Source organism: Plantactinospora sp. CNZ320, from assembly GCF_002846275.1.
Map to the genome: position 1 here is coordinate 5,872,745 of NZ_PJMP01000001.1, position 16,534 is coordinate 5,889,278.

General features: G+C 72.0%; 20 protein-coding genes. 9 read left to right on the plus strand and 11 right to left on the minus strand.

The features are described 5' to 3' along the window. Positions 1-320: 320 nt before the first annotated feature. Together CLT71_RS26295 and CLT71_RS26300 are read right to left on the minus strand one after the other, a co-directional pair. Positions 321-842 (minus strand): hypothetical protein, encoded by a 522-nt coding sequence (locus tag CLT71_RS26295; protein WP_101369470.1) that lies wholly within the window; start codon positions 840-842, stop codon positions 321-323. Further along, on the minus strand, positions 830-1,744 hold the full coding sequence (locus CLT71_RS26300; RefSeq protein WP_101369471.1) for an HAD-IA family hydrolase: 915 nt from the start codon (positions 1,742-1,744) through the stop codon (positions 830-832). Before CLT71_RS26300 ends, CLT71_RS26295 begins: the two co-directional genes overlap by 13 nt. A gap of 103 nt (positions 1,745-1,847) precedes the next feature. On the opposite strand from CLT71_RS26300, the gene CLT71_RS26305 reads away from it, so the two are divergent. Further along, entirely contained in the window at positions 1,848-2,927 is a 1,080-nt protein-coding gene (locus CLT71_RS26305) for a DMT family transporter (RefSeq protein WP_101369472.1), read from the plus strand. A gap of 56 nt (positions 2,928-2,983) precedes the next feature. On the opposite strand, the gene CLT71_RS26310 is transcribed toward CLT71_RS26305, so the two are convergent. Beyond that, positions 2,984-3,415 (minus strand): DUF4190 domain-containing protein, encoded by a 432-nt coding sequence (locus CLT71_RS26310; RefSeq protein WP_101369473.1) that lies wholly within the window; start codon positions 3,413-3,415, stop codon positions 2,984-2,986. 26 nt (positions 3,416-3,441) lie between these two features. Continuing rightward, positions 3,442-4,002 carry a DUF4190 domain-containing protein gene (locus CLT71_RS26315; protein ID WP_101369474.1) on the minus strand — a complete coding sequence of 187 codons (561 nt, stop codon included), beginning with the start codon at positions 4,000-4,002 and terminating at the stop codon, positions 3,442-3,444. Between the two features lie 232 nt (positions 4,003-4,234). Between CLT71_RS26315 and CLT71_RS26320 the strand changes: the two genes are divergently transcribed. Then, positions 4,235-5,158: an SDR family oxidoreductase gene (locus CLT71_RS26320; protein WP_101369475.1), complete on the plus strand. Its 924-nt coding sequence runs from the start codon at positions 4,235-4,237 to the stop codon at positions 5,156-5,158. Between the two features lie 93 nt (positions 5,159-5,251). On the opposite strand, the gene CLT71_RS26325 is transcribed toward CLT71_RS26320, so the two are convergent. The 4 genes from CLT71_RS26325 to CLT71_RS26340 form a co-directional block, all read right to left on the minus strand. After that, on the minus strand, positions 5,252-5,755 hold the full coding sequence (locus CLT71_RS26325; RefSeq protein ID WP_101369476.1) for a DUF4190 domain-containing protein: 504 nt from the start codon (positions 5,753-5,755) through the stop codon (positions 5,252-5,254). 111 nt (positions 5,756-5,866) lie between these two features. Next, positions 5,867-6,274, minus strand: coding sequence for a CoA-binding protein (locus CLT71_RS26330; RefSeq protein WP_101369477.1), 408 nt, complete (start codon positions 6,272-6,274; stop codon positions 5,867-5,869). Positions 6,275-6,368: 94 nt separating this feature from the next. Then, positions 6,369-7,907 carry an Rv2578c family radical SAM protein gene (locus CLT71_RS26335; RefSeq protein WP_486483456.1) on the minus strand — a complete coding sequence of 513 codons (1,539 nt, stop codon included), beginning with the start codon at positions 7,905-7,907 and terminating at the stop codon, positions 6,369-6,371. Between the two features lie 106 nt (positions 7,908-8,013). Next, a complete protein-coding gene (locus CLT71_RS26340; protein ID WP_101369478.1) occupies positions 8,014-9,042 on the minus strand; it encodes a LacI family DNA-binding transcriptional regulator in 1,029 nt (342 codons plus the stop codon). 303 nt (positions 9,043-9,345) lie between these two features. On the opposite strand from CLT71_RS26340, the gene CLT71_RS26345 reads away from it, so the two are divergent. Genes CLT71_RS26345 through CLT71_RS26355 form a run of 3 tightly spaced genes read left to right on the plus strand, consistent with a single transcriptional unit; the run spans position 9,346 to position 11,811 of the window. Further along, positions 9,346-10,521, plus strand: coding sequence for a Gfo/Idh/MocA family protein (locus CLT71_RS26345; protein WP_101369479.1), 1,176 nt, complete (start codon positions 9,346-9,348; stop codon positions 10,519-10,521). Next, positions 10,518-11,333: a sugar phosphate isomerase/epimerase family protein gene (locus tag CLT71_RS26350; RefSeq protein WP_101369480.1), complete on the plus strand. Its 816-nt coding sequence runs from the start codon at positions 10,518-10,520 to the stop codon at positions 11,331-11,333. Before CLT71_RS26345 ends, CLT71_RS26350 begins: the two co-directional genes overlap by 4 nt. A gap of 34 nt (positions 11,334-11,367) precedes the next feature. Further along, positions 11,368-11,811 (plus strand): thiol-disulfide oxidoreductase DCC family protein, encoded by a 444-nt coding sequence (locus CLT71_RS26355; RefSeq protein WP_101369481.1) that lies wholly within the window; start codon positions 11,368-11,370, stop codon positions 11,809-11,811. Here the strand turns inward: CLT71_RS26355 and CLT71_RS26360 are convergent. The 3 genes from CLT71_RS26360 to trxA all read right to left on the minus strand — a co-directional run bounded on the left by CLT71_RS26360 (position 11,751) and on the right by trxA (position 13,611). Further along, positions 11,751-12,680, minus strand: a complete 930-nt coding sequence (locus tag CLT71_RS26360) for an MFS transporter permease (protein WP_486483457.1) — start codon at positions 12,678-12,680, stop codon at positions 11,751-11,753. The two genes, CLT71_RS26355 and CLT71_RS26360, sit on opposite strands and share 61 nt — an antisense overlap. Further along, complete coding sequence (locus CLT71_RS26365; protein WP_486483458.1) at positions 12,665-13,066, minus strand: hypothetical protein; 402 nt, start codon at positions 13,064-13,066, stop codon at positions 12,665-12,667. Before CLT71_RS26365 ends, CLT71_RS26360 begins: the two co-directional genes overlap by 16 nt. Positions 13,067-13,248: 182 nt before the next feature. Beyond that, positions 13,249-13,611 carry a thioredoxin gene (trxA, locus tag CLT71_RS26370; RefSeq protein WP_101369483.1) on the minus strand — a complete coding sequence of 121 codons (363 nt, stop codon included), beginning with the start codon at positions 13,609-13,611 and terminating at the stop codon, positions 13,249-13,251. A 618-nt stretch (positions 13,612-14,229) separates the two neighbouring features. Between trxA and CLT71_RS26375 the strand changes: the two genes are divergently transcribed. The 4 genes from CLT71_RS26375 (at position 14,230) to CLT71_RS37540 (ending at position 16,531) form a co-directional block, all read left to right on the plus strand. Further along, complete coding sequence (locus tag CLT71_RS26375; RefSeq protein WP_101369484.1) at positions 14,230-14,769, plus strand: hypothetical protein; 540 nt, start codon at positions 14,230-14,232, stop codon at positions 14,767-14,769. 27 nt (positions 14,770-14,796) lie between these two features. After that, complete coding sequence (locus CLT71_RS26380) at positions 14,797-15,432, plus strand: TrmH family RNA methyltransferase (RefSeq protein WP_101369485.1); 636 nt, start codon at positions 14,797-14,799, stop codon at positions 15,430-15,432. 104 nt (positions 15,433-15,536) lie between these two features. Next, entirely contained in the window at positions 15,537-16,253 is a 717-nt protein-coding gene (locus tag CLT71_RS26385; protein ID WP_486483459.1) for a DUF6758 family protein, read from the plus strand. A 119-nt stretch (positions 16,254-16,372) separates the two neighbouring features. Next, positions 16,373-16,531 carry a hypothetical protein gene (locus CLT71_RS37540; protein WP_165436875.1) on the plus strand — a complete coding sequence of 53 codons (159 nt, stop codon included), beginning with the start codon at positions 16,373-16,375 and terminating at the stop codon, positions 16,529-16,531. Positions 16,532-16,534 lie beyond the last annotated feature (3 nt).

The following is a 16,534-nucleotide window of genomic DNA, read 5'->3' on the forward strand; positions in this document are numbered from 1 at the left end:
ATGCTACGTCGCCGGCCGGGCCGGCTGGCCGGCCGCACCAGGACGGACGGCAGTGCAGGGCACTCGGACAGCCGATGGTGAATCAGTACGGCGTGGGCGGCAAGTCGGGCGTTCAGCCATGGGTGGGGAAATTGGCGATTTGGCGGTAGACGCCGTACCCGTCAGGGTGCGACGATCGTTGAAGTTCGCCGCGCGCCTAGCCCCTTGAGGCGCGCGGCGTTTCCGTTGCTAGCCTCCGTTGCCGCTCTTCGGTTGCCGCGAGCCCGCCCGATTCGCCCCGGCGCCGCCTCTTCGCCCCGGCGATGCCCTCTCCGGCCCGGTCAGCGGCGCCGGACCCGGTGCAACCGGAACGGTCGGCGGGTCTGCCGGACCGCGCCGGTCTCGCGCGGCGTGGCGGCGAGCGAGTCGTCCGGCAGGGTCTGCCCGGCGGCCAGCGGCGGCCCGGCGGGAGCCAGCCGGCTGAGCACGCACTCCGTCCGCCACCGCTCGGCCAGGTCCACCGGGCTGCCGGAGGCGTTGAGCCGTTTGACGGCCACCTGTCCGGCCACGTCCGTCCACTGCTCGCTGTCCGGCGTCACCCGGGTCACCCGGGCCGGCCAGGTGACGATCTGCCCGCCGTGGTCGCCGCGCAGGGTGACGACGGCGGTCTCCGCCTCGGCCAGCCCCGGCGCGGACTGCTCGCCGGGGCCGCTCACCACGAACAGCCCACCGTCGAGTGGCACGCACCACAGCGCGACCGCCGGCCGGGCACCGACCGCGACCCACGCCACCGCGGCCTTCTTCATCGCCTCGGTGACCAGCGGCGAGACCGGGGCCTCCTCTGCGTCCGTCACACCCCGCATCCTGCCCCACCCGGGACCGGCACGGAACCCGCCGGCTCCGACCCGGGCCAGTCCAGGGGTACGTCGAGCAGCCCGGGCACCTCGGTCAGCGAGGTGAGTGCCGGGCCATTCCAGCCGTGGTCCCGGTTGAAGACCAGATGACCGTCGAGGTCGGCGGCGGCCAGCCGGACCGGGGTCATCCCGGCCCGGGCGGCGCCGGTGAGCTCCTGGCTGCCACCGTCGCCGACGTAGAGGCAGTCGCCGGGCGCGACCCCCAGCCGCTGGCAGGCGGCGAGATAGATCGCCGGATCGGGCTTGCATCGGCCCAGTTGCACGGAGAAGACCCGCGCGTCGAGCAGGGGCGCGACCGGCAGTTGTGGCCAGAACGCGGGAAGTTCGTGGGTACAGTCGCTGATCAGGGCGGTACGGACCCCGCGACGCCGTACGGCGCGCAGCACGGTGACCGCCTCGGGCCGGAGCCGGGTGTCGGCGCGTACCGCCTCGATCCGGGCCTGGACGGCGGCTCTCAGGTCGGCGGCGGAGGGTCGGGCGCCGGTCTGTTCGCAGATCCAGCGCATCGTGGCGGTGGCGTCGCCGAGTGCCCCGGTGGCACGGAGGTAGAAGGACCGGTCGAGCACCTCGAACAGCGCCTCCAGGGCACAGCCGAGCAGGGCGGCGACCACCGCGTGCTGCTGGCCCCGCCCGCTGCCACAGGTGAGGGTGCCGAAGAAGTCGAAGATCACCGCCCGGTACGCGGGCGGCCGTTGCCCGCCCCACTCCGACCACTGCGGGATCGGGGGCGATGGTGCGGGATCGTCGTGCGGCGGGCGACGGGGGGCCTGTGCTGGCTGGTCGGGGTGTCGTGGCTGGTCGTCGGGGGTGTGCGAGTGGCCAGTCGGGGAGGGGAACCGGTGTGTGGGCATGGGGGAGCAGGCCTCCGGAACCGGATGCGGCCAGGTGCGATCGGACGATGGTAACCAGTTGTCGATCTAATGGTGGCCCGCAGTGACATGTGAGGATTTTTCCGTGCCTGTCGCCGTACCACCGCCCCGGACCTCGATCGACCCGCTGAGCGTCGGCGCGGTCGCGGTCGCCATCGCGGCGGTCTCGTCGTCGGCACCGCTGATCGCGTTCGCCGCCGCACCCGCGCTGGCGATCGCCTTCTGGCGCAACTTCCTCGCGGTCGGGGTGCTCGGACCGGTCGCACTGTTCCGGCGACGCGCCGAATTCCGGGCACTTGCCGGCCGCGCCGGTCGCCGGGACGCCGGCTACTGCGTACTCGCCGGGCTTGCCCTCGCGGTTCACTTCGGCACCTGGATGCCGAGCGCCCAGCTGACCTCGGTGGCCGCCGCCACCGCGCTGGTGGTCACCCAGCCGGTCTGGCAGGGGCTGATCGCGCTCGGCCAGGGTCGACGGCTCTCCGCGCTCGCCTGGGTCGGCATCGGGTTGGCGGTGGTCGGCGCGATCTGGGCGGTCGGGGCCGACTTCGGGGTTTCCGGCCGGGCCGTCGCCGGTGACCTCCTCGCGATCACCGGTGGCATGGCTGCGGCGGTCTACACCGCGCTCGGCGAGCGGGTCCGGAGCACCGTCAGCACCGTCGGCTACACCACCATCTGCTACGGGGTCTGCGCGGCGGCGCTGCTGGTAGTCTGCCTGGCCGGCGGCGTACGGCTCGGCGGGTACGACCCGCACACCTGGCTCGCCGTACTCGGGCTGGTGGTGGGGGCCCAACTGCTCGGCCACTCGATGTTCAACTACGCACTGCGCCGGATCTCGGCGACGACGATCAGCGTCCTCTTCCTGCTCGAAGCGCCCGGTGCCGCACTGCTGGCCTGGGCCTGGCTGGGCCAGGTACCCCGGACGGCCGCCCTGCCGGGGCTGGCCCTGCTGCTGGCCGGCGTCGCAGTCGTGTTGCACGGCGAGTCGCGTACGGCCCGACGGCCGGGCACCGCCGCCCAGCCGGAACCGCTATCCGCACCACCGGAGGCGGCGCCACCGCCGGAGACCGAGCCGCGCCCGGCGCAGTCCGAGTCACCAGGGCCGGAGACCGGGTCACCAGGGCCGGAGACCGAGCCGCGCTCCGGGCGGGCGCACCGGACCGGCTGACCTCGCCGCCACTGGGGTGCGTGGTGCGGGGCCGCCGGTTTCCGGTACGGCCGGACTCAGCCCGCGGTGCTCGCCGTGCTGGCGAAGAGCACCCCCATGAAGCCCAGGTAGGCGAGGAAGAAGAGCAGCCCGAGGGCGACCATCCCGAGCGAGACCCAGCCGAGCACCAGGCCGGCGGTGGCGAAGCCGCTGCCCTCCTCGCCGTTCGCCTGGATCTCGGTACGCGCCTTGTGCGCCAGGTAGATCGACACCGCGCCGACGAGTTGGCAGCTGAACAGGGCGACGATCCCGGTGACCATCGCCGCGATCGCCATCCCGTTCGTCGGCCGGCGCATCACGTACGGGTAGCCGGGGTAGCCCGGGGTCCAGCCCGGCGGCGGTGCTCCGCCGGCCGGGCCGGGGTACTGCCCGGCGTCCAGTGCGGGCTGCGTGACGACACCCGCGTCGCTTGTGGGCTCGGACGGGGTACCGGTGCTGCCTGGATTCACGGCGCCTCCTGCTGGTGTCCGGATGCTCAGTAGCCGGTGTCGTACGTCGACGGCGCCTGGTTGGCCAACCAGACGAAGAAGACCACGATGGCGATGGTGGCGAGGACCGCGATGGCGGTGGAGATCCAGCCGACGATGATGCCGGCCTTGGCGAAGCCCGCGCCCGCCTCGCCGCGCTCGCGGATCTGCTTGCTGGCGATGTGGCCCATGATCGCTCCGACCGCACCGAGGTAGCCACCGAGCCCGTACCCGCAGAGCCCGAGCGCGCCCACGATGGCGACCACCATCGCGGCGATCGAGAGGCCGTTCGTCGACGGGCCCGGGGTGGCGACCGGGTAGCCGGGCGGGGGATAGCCCGGAGCCATCACCGGCTGGCCGCTGATCGGGTCGGTGCCGGCCGGGTACGCCTGGGCCGGATAGCTGGGGTCCGTCGGGAATCCCTGCTGGTACGGCTGTGCGGAGGCCTGCACCGCCGAGTCCTGGTACATGGGCTGATAGCCCGGATCCTGGTAGCTCCCGGGTTGGGCCGGTGGTTGTGACTGCCAGGACGGATCGCTGGAGTAGCCGCTCTGCTGGGGGTCGGTCATTCGAGGTCTCTCACTTCGTCCGTTCGGATGCGTCGCCAGGGTAGTCGGCGTTCGCCAGACCGGTGTCCCCGTATCCGCCCGGCTGCTCGCCACCTCCGCCCGGCCCGTCGCCGCCGACACGCCGGTGGACATCGGCCGAACGGGCCGGGTCGGGGCCGGCCGGGGTCCGCCTCGGCCGCGCCACGGCGGTGCGGCGTTGCCCCTGTCGACTCGACCGGGCAGGATCGCGGGCATGGTATTCGACGCGCGCGCCGGGGACAGATCCGGTAATCGGCCTCGCCGGGACGCCACGCGCCCCGCGCTGGCCCGCCGGCCCCGTCCCGGCTCGCAGGGCACCGTCTCGCAGAGCATCGACCCGGGCCGGCCGGTGGCAACGGCCGGCGACGCCGAGCCGGTGACGATGCGCCTGGACGGGCGGGTGGCCCTGGTCACCGGCGCCGGCAGTCCGGACGGGATCGGGTACGCGACGGCTCGCCGGCTCACCGCGCTGGGTGCCCGGGTGGCGATAGTCTCCACCACCCGCCGCATCCACGATCGGGCCAGTGAGCTGGGCGCCACCGGGTTCGTCGCCGACCTCACCGACGAGGCCGAGGTCGGCGCGCTGGCGGACGCCATCGTCGAGCAGCTCGGCGAGGTGGAGGTGCTCGTCAACAACGCCGGGCTGGCGAGCCGGGCGAGTCCGGAGGTGCTCCGGCCGGTCGCCCAGTTGAGCTACGACGAGTGGCACCGCGAGATCGAACGCAACCTGAGTACGGCGTTCCTGTGCAGCCGGGCGTTCAGCGGCGGCATGGCCGAGCGGGGCTGGGGGCGGATCGTCAACCTCGCCGCCACCGCCGGCCCGGTCAACGCGCTGCCGACCGAGGCGGCGTACGCGGCCGCGAAGGCCGGCGTCGTCGGGCTGACCCGGGCACTGGCGATGGAGATGATCGCCGACGGGGTGACAGTGAACGCGGTGGCACCGGGGACCATCTACACCGCGGCGTCCACCATGGCCGAACTGAAGCAGGGGCTCGGTACCCCGGTCGGCCGTCCCGGCACCCCGGACGAGGTCGCCGCCGCGATCGCCTTCCTCTGCTCGCCGGCCGCCTCCTACATCACCGGTCAGATGCTGGTGGTCGACGGCGGCAACAGCGTACGGGAGGCGCAGTACCGGTAGCGGCCAACCACTCGCCACCGCCTCGGGCGTCCGGCGCTCGGCCGGGCCGCCGCGACACCTCGCCCGACCGGGTCGGTACGCGAACCGACCGGGTCAGTACGTGCCGCCGTTGCCGTCGGAACCGGCCCAACCGACCAGGGCGAGCCAGCCGCAGCAGCCGATCAGGTAGAGCGCGGTGAAGACGTAGCTGAGGATCAGTCCCCAGGTGGCCAACTGGCCGCCCTGTTCGCCGGTGCGCTGGATCTGGCGCTTGGCCAGGTGCCCGAGGACGATGCCGGCCGGCGCGAAGACGAAGGCGAAGACCAGGGAGAGGATCGCCAGCAGATTGGTCCCGGACTGCCTACCCGGCTGACCGTAGTAGCCGGACTGCTCCTGCTGGCCGTACTGCCCGGGTTGGCCGTACTGCCCGGGTTGGCCCTGCTGGCCGTACTGCCCGGGCTGGCCGTACTGGCCGGGCTGGTTCTGGTAGCCCGGCTGGCCGTAGTAGCCGGGCTGCTCGGGTTGGTCGTAGTGGCCGGGGCGGTCGCCGAAGCCGGGTGGGGGCTGCCCCGGAGGTCTCTGCGGATCCTGCGGCTCCCCCGGCTCTGGATTACTCATCGCGTCGCCCTCCTCATTGGGCAAACGCTACCGCTAAATGCCGACTTTGCGGCGAATGTCCGGAACGATGCACCCGGTGGGTGGAGGAGGGTCGCCGAGTTCCGGCGGCGGTCAGCTCCGTCGGGAGAGTCCGCCGGTGGCGCGTTCCACCGCCAGGCAGCGGTCCTCGACGTAGTCGATGCCGGCCTCCTCGGCGATCCGCCGGGCCTCGGCCGAGACGATGCCGAGTTGCAGCCAGACCGCCGGGGCGCCGATCGCGACCGCCTCGCGGACCACCTGCACGGCATCCGCGGCCGGCCGGAACACGTTGACCATGTCCACCGGGTGCGGGATCTCGGCCAGCGAGCGATAGACCCGCTCCCCGAAGAGTTCGTCCGCCTGCGGGTTGACCGGGATGATCCGCCAGCCGTACCGCTGCATCAGCGCCGGGACGCTGTGGGCCGGCTTGCCGGGGTCGCGGGATGCCCCGACCACGGCGATCACCCCGGCCTCGGCCAGGATCTGCTGAGGGCTACGCACCCCGCGACTCTAGCTCGGGTTCGACGGCTCGGTTCGACCTCGCCCGCCCCGCCTGACCTCCGCGTGCCCACCGTCAGACTCGCCGTGCCCACCGTCAGAGCAGGGTGAGCTGTTCGGCGGCGGGCGCCGGTGCCGGCACCTGGCGGGCCTCGCCCGGCTCGGAGCGGTGCAGGCCGTGCCGGCGGGCCGCCATCCGGACCCGTGCGGTCAGCTCGCGCTGGTATGCCTGCGGCAGGTAGGAGCCCCGGCCGTAGAGGGTCCGGTAGCGCGGCATCAGGTGCGGAAACTCCCGAGCCAGCCAGCTCGCGTACCACTCGCGGGCACCGGGGCGCAGGTGCAGCGGCAACGGGGTGACACTCACCGCGCCGGCCGCCGCGATCGCGGCCACCGTCTCCTCGATCGACTCGTCGCCGTCGGTCAGCCCGGGCAGGATCGGGGCCATCAGCACCCCGACCGGGAAGCCAGCGTCGGTCAGCCGGCGTACGGCGTCGAGCCGGCGTCGCGGGCTCGGGGTGCCCGACTCGACGGAACGCCACATCCGCTCGTCGACGAAGCCGACCGACATCGAGATGCCGACCTGGGTGACGCTGGCCGCCTGCTGGAGCAGCGGCAGATCACGCAGGATCAGGGTGCCCTTGGTCAGGATCGAGAACGGGTTGGCGAAGTCGCGCAGCGCCGTCAGGATCGGCGGCATCAGCCGGTAACGCCCCTCGGCTCGCTGGTAGCAGTCGACGTTGCTGCCCATCGCGACGTGCTCGCCCGACCACTTCGGTGCCGCCAGCTCGCGGCGGACCAGCTCGCCCGCGTTGACCTTGACGACCACCTTGCTGTCGAAGTCGCGCCCCGCGTCCAGGTCGAGATAGGTGTGCGTGCCGCGGGCGAAGCAGTTGTGGCTGACCATGCCGTTGGCGACGAAGTCGCCGGTGCCGGTGGTGATGTCGTAGAGCTGGAGTTCCTCGTCGAGTGGCTCGATGCGACGGATCCGCAGCACGGCCCGGCCACCCAGGATGGTCCCGTCGAGACCACCGGCCGGAATGTCGGCGGGACCGGGTGTGGCCCGGCCGGTGCCGACCAGGCTGTCGGTGATCGCCAGGTAGGGCCGGGGCGGCTCGCCGGGCGACGCACCGACGACGTGCTTCCAGCCGCGCGGGGTGAGGAACCGGTGGTCGCCACTGGCGGTCAGCTCAGTGCCGTCGGCGAGCACGATCCGGTATGCCGGCTTCACCGTCGACCAGTGCGCCAGCACCTCGGTCCGGACGTAGCGCCGGTGGTTGCCCTGCGCGACCGTGCCGTAGATCTGGTCGCCGATCCGCAGCTCGGCCAGGGGTCGGGTACGCCCGTCGGCGAGCAGGATCGCCGTGTCGCCGGCCAGGCAGTAGGCGCAGGCGTGGCTGCACCCCCGGTAGGGGTTGATCGTCCACTGGAACGGCACCCGGGAGGCGCCCGGCACCCGGTTGATGATCGACTTGGCCTGCACCTCGTAGAACGTCATGCCGGCGAAGTCGGGGGTGTCGAAGGTGCGGACGGTCGCGCCGGGCAGCGCCAGCGGCAGGGGTGGAGCCGCTGGCGCCGACCCCGGAGGGGTCCCGCTGTCGGGGGGAGCCGACGTCAGGTTTTCCCAGCGCATGGCCATTATTCGAACACATGTACGACGACCCGTGCAACTCGCCACGCCCGAGTGAGGTCGCACCGGAAATCCCGGCGCGCTGACCGCCGGCCGCCCGGCTACCAGCCGTCGGTTACCGGGCGGCGGGCGGCGGGGCGCTGCTCTCCCGGCGGACCAGTTCCGCGGCGACGTGCTCGACCTGCGGCGTGTTCAGCGGCTCGGGAGGTTGCAGGGCGAGGGTCATCGCCCGGGCGCCCATGTCGGCCAGGGGCAGCCGGATCGTGGTGAGTGCCGGCGTCACGTCCTGGGCGATCGGCATGTCGTCGAAGCCGATCACGCTGATCTGGCCCGGCACGTCGATGCCCCGGGACCGCAGCAGCGCGAGGGCGCCGATCGCCATCGAGTCGTTGAGCGCGGCGATGGCGGTGACCCCGGGATAGCTGTCCAGCAGGGTGGCGGTGGCGCTCGCCCCACCCGAGCGGTCGAAGTCGGCGTAGACGATCTGCCGGGTGGTCAGCTTCTGGCCGTGCTCCCGGGCGGCCCGGCGCAACCCGGCCAGCCGGTCGGTGGTGGTGGTCAGGTGTCGCGGCCCGGCGACGACCCCGATCCGGGTGTGCCCGAGGCCGTAGAGCTCCGCGCCGACCAGGTGCCCGCCGGACTCGTTGGCCGGGATGACGGCGTGCCCGCTGTGCTCGTGCCGGCCGATCACCGCCACGTGCCCGCCGGTCGACTGGTAGACCCGCAGCTTGGCGTCGAGGGTGTTGGTGAACTGCTCGTCGTGGTAACCCGAGCCGGCCAGGATGATCGCGGCGGCCTGGTTGGCCCGGAGCAGTTCGACGTACTCCAGTTCCTTGTCCGGGTCGCGGTAGGTGTTGCAGATGATGACGAGCCGGCCGTGCTCGGTGGCCACCCGCTGCAAGCCACGGGTGATCTCCGCGAAGTACGGGTCGGAGACGTCGTGCACGATCACGCCGACCGCGCTGCGGTGGTTGCGGGCGAGCTGCTGGGCGTGCGCGTTGGGGACGTACTGCAACTCCTCGACCGCCGCCAGCACCCGCTCGCGGAGCGCGTCGGTCACCGGCTTCGGGCTGCCGTTGATGATCCTGGACGCGGTGGCGGGTGAAACGCCGGCCCGCCGCGCGACATCCGCCAGAGTGGCCATCGACCCCGTCCCTCCCCGACCGCCCGATGGCGGGTCGCAGGTGAGGATATCGCGGCGGCGCTGCGCTCATTCACCGCCGTTCGCGGGCCGGATGACCCCCGGTGGCTGAAGATCACCGCCGGTGCCGGAGGGCTCTTGCCCGAATCGGAACGGAGTCGGTAGCGTAATCGGGAAAGCGCTTACCGACGTACGGCGTGCTCCACCGCGACCATCGCGCGCCAGGACGAACCCCACCGCACCACGTACCCCCGCGCGCTCGACGAGTGGCACCCGCGGATCAGCCAGCCTGAGGAGGCGACGTACATGGGCCGTACCACGATCGGCATCGTGCTCAACGGCGTGACCGGCCGGATGGGCTACCGGCAGCACCTTGTCCGGTCACTGCTCGCCATAAGGGAGCAGGGCGGGCTGGCGTTACCCGACGGTCGCCGGCTCTGGCCCGAACCGATCCTGGTCGGGCGGAGCGAGACCAAGCTCCAGGAGATCGCCCAGCGGCACGGGCTGACCGAGTGGACCACCGACCTGCCCGCCGCGCTGGCCCGACCGGACGTGCAGATCTACTTCGACGCCCAGGTCACCGCCCAGCGGGAGAAGGCGCTGAAGCTGGCGATCGAGGCCGGCAAGCACATCTACACCGAGAAGCCGACCGCCGAGGACCTCGCCGGTGCGGTCGAGCTGGCCAGGCTCGCCGACGCCGCCGGCATCAAGCACGGCGTGGTGCAGGACAAGCTCTTCCTGCCCGGCCTGCGCAAACTCGACCGGCTGGTCAAGGGCGGCTTCTTCGGCCGCATCCTCTCGGTACGCGGCGAGTTCGGCTACTGGGTCTTCGAGGGCGACTGGCAGGCGGCCCAGCGGCCGTCCTGGAACTACCGGGCCGCCGACGGCGGTGGCATCACGGTCGACATGTTCCCGCACTGGCACTACGTGCTGGAGCAGATCTTCGGCCGGGTCGCCGCGGTGACCGCGCACGTCACCACGCACATCCCGCAGCGCTGGGACGAGGCCGGCGAGCGTTACGACGCCACCGCCGACGACGCCGCCTACGGCATCTTCGAGATCGAGCGGCCCGGCCAGTCGGGCCGGATCGTGGCCCAGATCAACTCCTCCTGGTCGGTCCGGGTCTACCGGGACGAGCTGGTCGAGTTCCAGGTCGACGGCACCGAGGGCAGCGCGGTGGCCGGGCTGCGCAACTGCCGGATCCAGCACCGGGCGACCACACCGAAGCCGGTGTGGAACCCGGACCTGCCGGCGACCGAGGACTTCCGGTCACAGTGGCAGGTCGTGCCGGACAACGAGGAGTTCGACAACGGCTTCAAGGCACAGTGGGAGCTGTTCCTCCGGCACGTGGTCGCCGACGAGCCGTACGGCTGGAACCTCTGGGCGGGCGCCCGGGGCGTACAGCTCGCCGAGCTGGGGCTCGCCTCCGCCCGGGACGGCCGGCGCATCGAGATCCCCGACCTCGACGGCGAGGCTCGATGAGCACGGTTCCGCCGCGGTTCTCGTTCAACCAGGCCACCGCCAAGTACTGGCCGATCCCCGAGCTCGTCGACGGCTGCCTGGCGACCGGGGTCAGCCAGGTCGGGCTCTGGCGGGAGGAGACCCTCGCGCACGGCCTGGCGAAGACCGCCGAACTGATGCGCGACTCCGGGATCGAGGTCACCTCGCTGTGCCGGGGTGGTTTCTTCCAGACCCCCGACTGGTACGACGAGAACCGCCGGGCGATCGACGAGGCCGCCACCCTCGGCGCGCCGGTGCTGGTGCTGGTCTCCGGCGGCCTGCCGGACGGCAGCCGGGACGTGGACGCGGCCCGCGCGCACGTCGGCGAGGCGATCGGTGAGCTGGTGCCGCACGCCCGCGCCGCCGGGGTACGCCTGGCGATCGAGCCGCTGCACCCGATGTACTGCTCGGACCGCTGCGTGGTCTCCACCCTCGGCCAGGCGCTGGACCTGGCCGCGCCGTATCCGGCCGAGACGGTCGGGGTGGTGGTGGACACCTACCACCTCTGGTGGGACGACCGGGTCTGGGCGCAGATCGCCCGGGCCGGCCGGGAGGAGCGGATCGCCTGCTTCCAGGTCGCGGACTGGGCCACCCCGCTGCCCGAGGGGGTGTTGCTGGGTCGGGCACTGCCCGGCGACGGCTGCGTGGAACTGCGCCGGTTCCGGGAGGCGGTGGAGGCGGCCGGCTACCGGGGGCCGATCGAGGTCGAGGTCTTCAACGCGCAGGTGTGGGCCCGGCCGGGCCGGGAGATCCTGGACCGCACCCTGTCGGGTTACCTCGCCCACGTGGATTAGCCGCACCACCGGCCGGCGGGGGAGACTGGTGCACATGGACCAGCCCACCTTCGTGTACGACGGCGACTGCGCCTTCTGCACCACCTGCGCCGAGTTCATCGGCCGGCGGATCCCGACCGGGGCCAACGTGGTGCCCTGGCAGTTCGCCGACCTCGACGCGCTCGGGCTGACCGTCGACCAGTGCGAGGAGGCGGTCTGGTGGGTCGGCACCGACGGCGTACGCGCCGCCGGCCCGGACGCGATCGCCCGGCTGCTCGGCGCGAGCCGTCCCGGCTGGCGGCTGCTCGGTGCCGGCCTGCGGCTGCCCCCGGTACGCCTGCTCGCCTGGCCGGCGTACCGCTGGGTGGCCCGCAACCGGCACCGCCTGCCGGGCGGTACGGCGGCCTGCTCGCTGCCGCAGGCGACCCGGGACCGGCTCTACGGCACGGCCGGCGACCGCGCGGCGGGCGGCTCCGCCGGGACCGCTTCGGCGTCCTGAGCACCTCGGCGGGCCAGCCGGCGCAGCCGTTCGACCGGGCGGAGCCGTTCCAGCGCCAGGAAACTCGTCATCGCCACCAGGTGCGGGGCGAACGAGATCGTGATGGTGGCGATGGTGACCACGTGGAACGAGTAGAAGAACGCCACCACGACCTGGCGCAGGCGTGGTGACACCACGAACACCAGCGGGCTGAGCAGCTCGAACGCGACGATCCCGAACTGTGCCGCGATCAGCAGGTACGGCACCTGGGCGATCAGGTCGGCCAGCTCGGTACCGCGCCGGATGATCGCCCGGGCGAGTACCGAGCCGGTCATCCACTCCGGCCCGCCGAACCGCAGCTTGGCCCAGGCGGCCAGGAAGTAGGTGCAGACCACGGCGATCTGGGTGACCCGGAGTGCCCAGCCGGCGGCCTCGCTCATGGTGCGGTCGGCGTGCCGGGCCCGGCCCACGGTCGGCAGCACGGCCAGCGCCACCAGGAAGGCGAACCGGTCGTGGTCCACCTTCCCGTAGCTCATCGCGATGATCATCCACTCGAAATAGAGCGCGAAGACGGTCCAGCCGAGCGCCCGGGGCGCCCGCCCGGTGGCGGCGGCGAGCGAGACCAGCAGCAGCGCCCAGAAGATGAGGTTGACCAGCAGCGGGGTCGGGGTCGGCAGCGGGAGCAACCGGCCGACGAAGAGCGGCTGGTACAGCTCGCCGGGGATGCTGGCCTTGTCGCGGATCCAGGGGGTGAAGACCAGCAGGTCCGCGGCGACGAAGAGGTAGACCAGGGTACGGAAGGCGGCGACCCGGGCCCGGGGCACCGGCTCGGTCAGCCAGCCGGAGACGGCGGCACCGATCCGCCTCGACGTGTTCACGACGCCTGCCACCGCACCACCGTCTCGTCGACGGCGTTGCCGGTGGGCCGGCCGTCGGTGATGCCGTGCCAGCGGATCACGATGCGTACCTCGACGATCGGGGGTGCGCCGGGGTGCCGTTGCGCGTACGCGTCGGCGACCTGGCGCAGCAGGGCGGGCTCCGCCTCGTACCGCCCCTGCTGGCCCTCGATCTCGGCGCGGCGGATGCCGGTGCTGTCCTCACCGAGCCCGATCACCGCACCGGTGGCGTCGACCCCCTCGATCCGGGTGTCCGGGGCGGGGTCGTCCGGCGGGTTGGAGCCGGCGTACATCCGGAACGGGCCGAACGGGAAATGGTCGTCCTGGCCCCAGAAGGTGCCGGCGAGCAGCACCGCACCGGCCAGCAGGGTGAGGCCCACCCGGAGTCTCCGGCCCCGCCTCGGCAACGCGTCCATCGGTTCGAGACCTTACGCGGTGCCCGCAAGCTCGGTGAGTGTCGGTCGGCGCAGCATCCGGCGAAGACGCCTCCGGCCGGACACCTGGTCGCGGTGTCCGGCCGGAGCGTGCTCGTTACCTGGTCAGTGGGTCTGCTCGGCGAGGGTCAGTGGCTGTGCTCGGCGAGCTGCTTGCGTACGTCGTCCATGTCCAGCGCCTGCACCTGCTCGATCAGCGACTCCAGCGCCGACTCCGGCAGGGCGCCCGGCTTGGCGAAGACGATCACGCCGTCCCGGATCGCCATGATCGTGGGGATGGACCGGATGTCGAACTTGGCGGCGATCTCCTGCTGCGCCTCGGTGTCGACCTTGCCAAAGACGATCTCCTGGTGCTTTTCAGAGGAGCGCTCGTAGACCGGCGCGAACCGCTTGCACGGGCCACACCAGTCCGCCCAGAAGTCCACAAGTACGATGCCCGGCTGCTCGGTCACCTCGTCGAAGTTGGCTGTGGTCAGCTCAACGGTCGCCATTGATCACTCCGATCACCGCAATTGGCTTACGACTGGGAAAACCCACCCGGTCGCCTCGGAATTCCCCGGTTCGGCCTGTTGAAACGGTCATCGTGTGCGGGCTCACGTTCCGGCCGGCATCGATGAGGGTCGGTGATCCGACGGCTCCGGATGTGAACCAGCTGTGACACAGTTGCGTGACCGTCAGTTATGGGAGCGTTTCCAAGCGTTCTGCTGGCCAGTCCGGGTGTGATCCGCAAACTTGCCGGTTGGCAAGCGGAAACAGGTGACATAACGGATGGCCGGGCGCGTACGAGTGTTCACTTTCAGTAACATTACAAAAAGGTAACTGTGACCCCGATCTCGCGTAGGAGTCTTCTGTCGACGGGGTCGGGTCGGGCAGAATCTTTCCCATCAGAGCGTGGGCGGCGGGTGCCGGGGAGGGCCCCGCCGCTCATTGCGTCCGGGGTCGGTTTCTCCGCTGGCGTACACCTCATTAATCAACTGTCGCGGACCCTCGGGTCCGGTCGGTGACGTGCCCGGCCGGCGGGGGTGCCGCGGGCGACACCAGCACTACCACTTTTCGGACGTAACCGGGCCTTCTGCGTATTGTCGGCTTATGCTGAGCCGGGAGGCGCCATGAGCCACACCGGATCTCCGGACACGCCCGGTGCCACGCACGGTGCCTGGCGGGCCACCGTCACCGGCTATCCACCGGACGACTGGCGACTGCTCGTCCGGCTGCCCGGCCGGGTGATCGTCGCGGCGTCGTCGGCCCGGCCGGAGAACCCGGTCCGGGCGGTCACCGAGGGACTCGCCGGCCTGGACGGCATCGCCGCCGGGCGGTCGTTCGACAGCGAACTGGTCCGGGCCGTGGTCGCCGCGATCTACGCCGAATCCGACGACGGGCACTCCGCACCGGTCCGCACCGGACCTGCCGACGGCGGACTCGCCGAACTCCTCCGGTCCTGCCGGGCCGCTGTCGAGACGCTGGCCCGACACGCCGACCCGGCAGACTCGGCCGCGTACCGGCAGTGGGTGCAGTCGGTCGCGGCCCGGGTCTGTCGGGCGGCCGGTTCCGACGGCCGGCCCCGCCCGTTCGGTGATCCGGTGGACCCGGAGCAGCGCCGGGTGCTCGACCAGCTCGGCGAGGCGCTGGGGCTGCGCTCGGCCGGCTGAGGCGCCGGGTGCGTACCCTCGGCAACCGTGGACGGTACCGAGGTCGAGCTTGAGGTCGGAGTCGGGCCGTGGCCGGGCGAGCCGCCGGCCGATCCCCGGTACGACCCCGAGCTGCTCAGCCAGGGCGACCGGCGCAACGTCGTCGACCGGTACCGCTACTGGCGGCGGGAGGCGATCGTCGCCGACCTCGACCTGCGCCGGCACGACTTCCACGTGGCGATCGAGAACTGGCAGCACGACTTCAACATCGGCACCGTGGTCCGCAACGCCAACGCCTTTCTCGCCGCCGAGGTGCACGTGGTGGGGCGGCGGCGGTGGAACCGGCGGGGCGCCATGGTGACCGACCGCTACCAGCACGTCCGGCACCACGAGACGATCGAGTCGTTCCTGGGCTGGTGCCAGGCCGGCGACCTGCCGTTGATCGGTATCGACAACCTGCCCGGGTCCCGACCGCTGGAGGGCGCGGTGCTGCCGCGCCGCTGCGTACTGCTGTTCGGGCAGGAGGGGCCGGGGCTCTCCGAGCCCGCCCGGCTCGCCTGCTCGGCGATCTTCTCCATCGCCCAGTACGGCTCGACCCGGTCGATCAACGCCGGGGTGGCCAGCGGGATCGCCATGCACACCTGGATCCGCGAGTACGGCGCAGAGCCGCCCGGCAACGGCTGACGTGGCCCAGAGCGTCCCGACCGTACGCAGAACGACCGGAAAAGGCCGGATCGCCTTGACTCGGACCCACTGGTACGGGGACTGTAGTTGTCGTGGGTGTCGCGGTGAGCTGTCCACGTTGCGCCGGTCCGGTCCGAGCACCGGACCTGATGCACACCGCCTGGCGGTGCCCGGACTGCGGTCCGGTCTCCCCGCTGCACGTCGCCGAGCACATCGGGCCGGAGATCGTGGCCAGCACCGTCGAGCGGATCGTCGGGCAGCGCGACCCGGCCGACCGGGAGGGCGCGGGCCCCGCAACCGGGTTCGGCGCACCGTTGCCGCTCTGGTGCCTCTGGCCGCTGCCGCAGGGCTGGACGATTACCGGGGTCGGCTGGGCCGGTGACGATCGTTCCGGCGTACGCGCGACAGTCGTGGCCTGCACCGGGCCGGACCCGTTCGGCGGTGGACCCGCCGACCTGGTGCTGGTCGCCGAGGAGCCCGGCGTCGGCCTGGGTACCCGGCTGGCCGGTACCACAGGCGTCGATCCGGGCCCGCAGCTCGCAGCGGCGCTCACCGATCCCGGGCCGGCTTCTGCCGAGCGTGTCGCGCACGCCAAGATCCGGGCCGCCGGCCACCCGACTCCACTATGGTCAGTCAAATCTCCGACAGACCGGAGCGCCTACGCCGGTGAAGCTCGGGGGATCTGGCTCTATGCGATAACCTGGCCGGCGAGTGCGGGTTACCTCCTCGCGGAAGACGTCGAACTTCACGACCTGACCGAGTGGACACCGCCCGAACTCGTCTACGGCGCTCCGTCCCCCTACCTGCACGGGAGGGTCTGATATGGCCAGCCAGGCTGGGGTGAAGGGCGTATGTGGATTATTTCCCGCAGGACACCCGACTGATACTCTGGGTTTTGCCGGGGTTCGCAACCCGGTGCCGCACGGAGGGATGGCCCGCCATGGTTAAAAAGGTCCTCACCTGGGGCGGTATCGCCTTCCTGGTCTTCTTCATCGCCTACCAGCCCTCCTCCGCCGCCGACGTCTTCAAGTCGCTGGGCGGCAGCCTGCTGGACGTTGCCCAGGGCTTCGGCGACTTCTTCACCGACCTCGTCGCTTAGCCG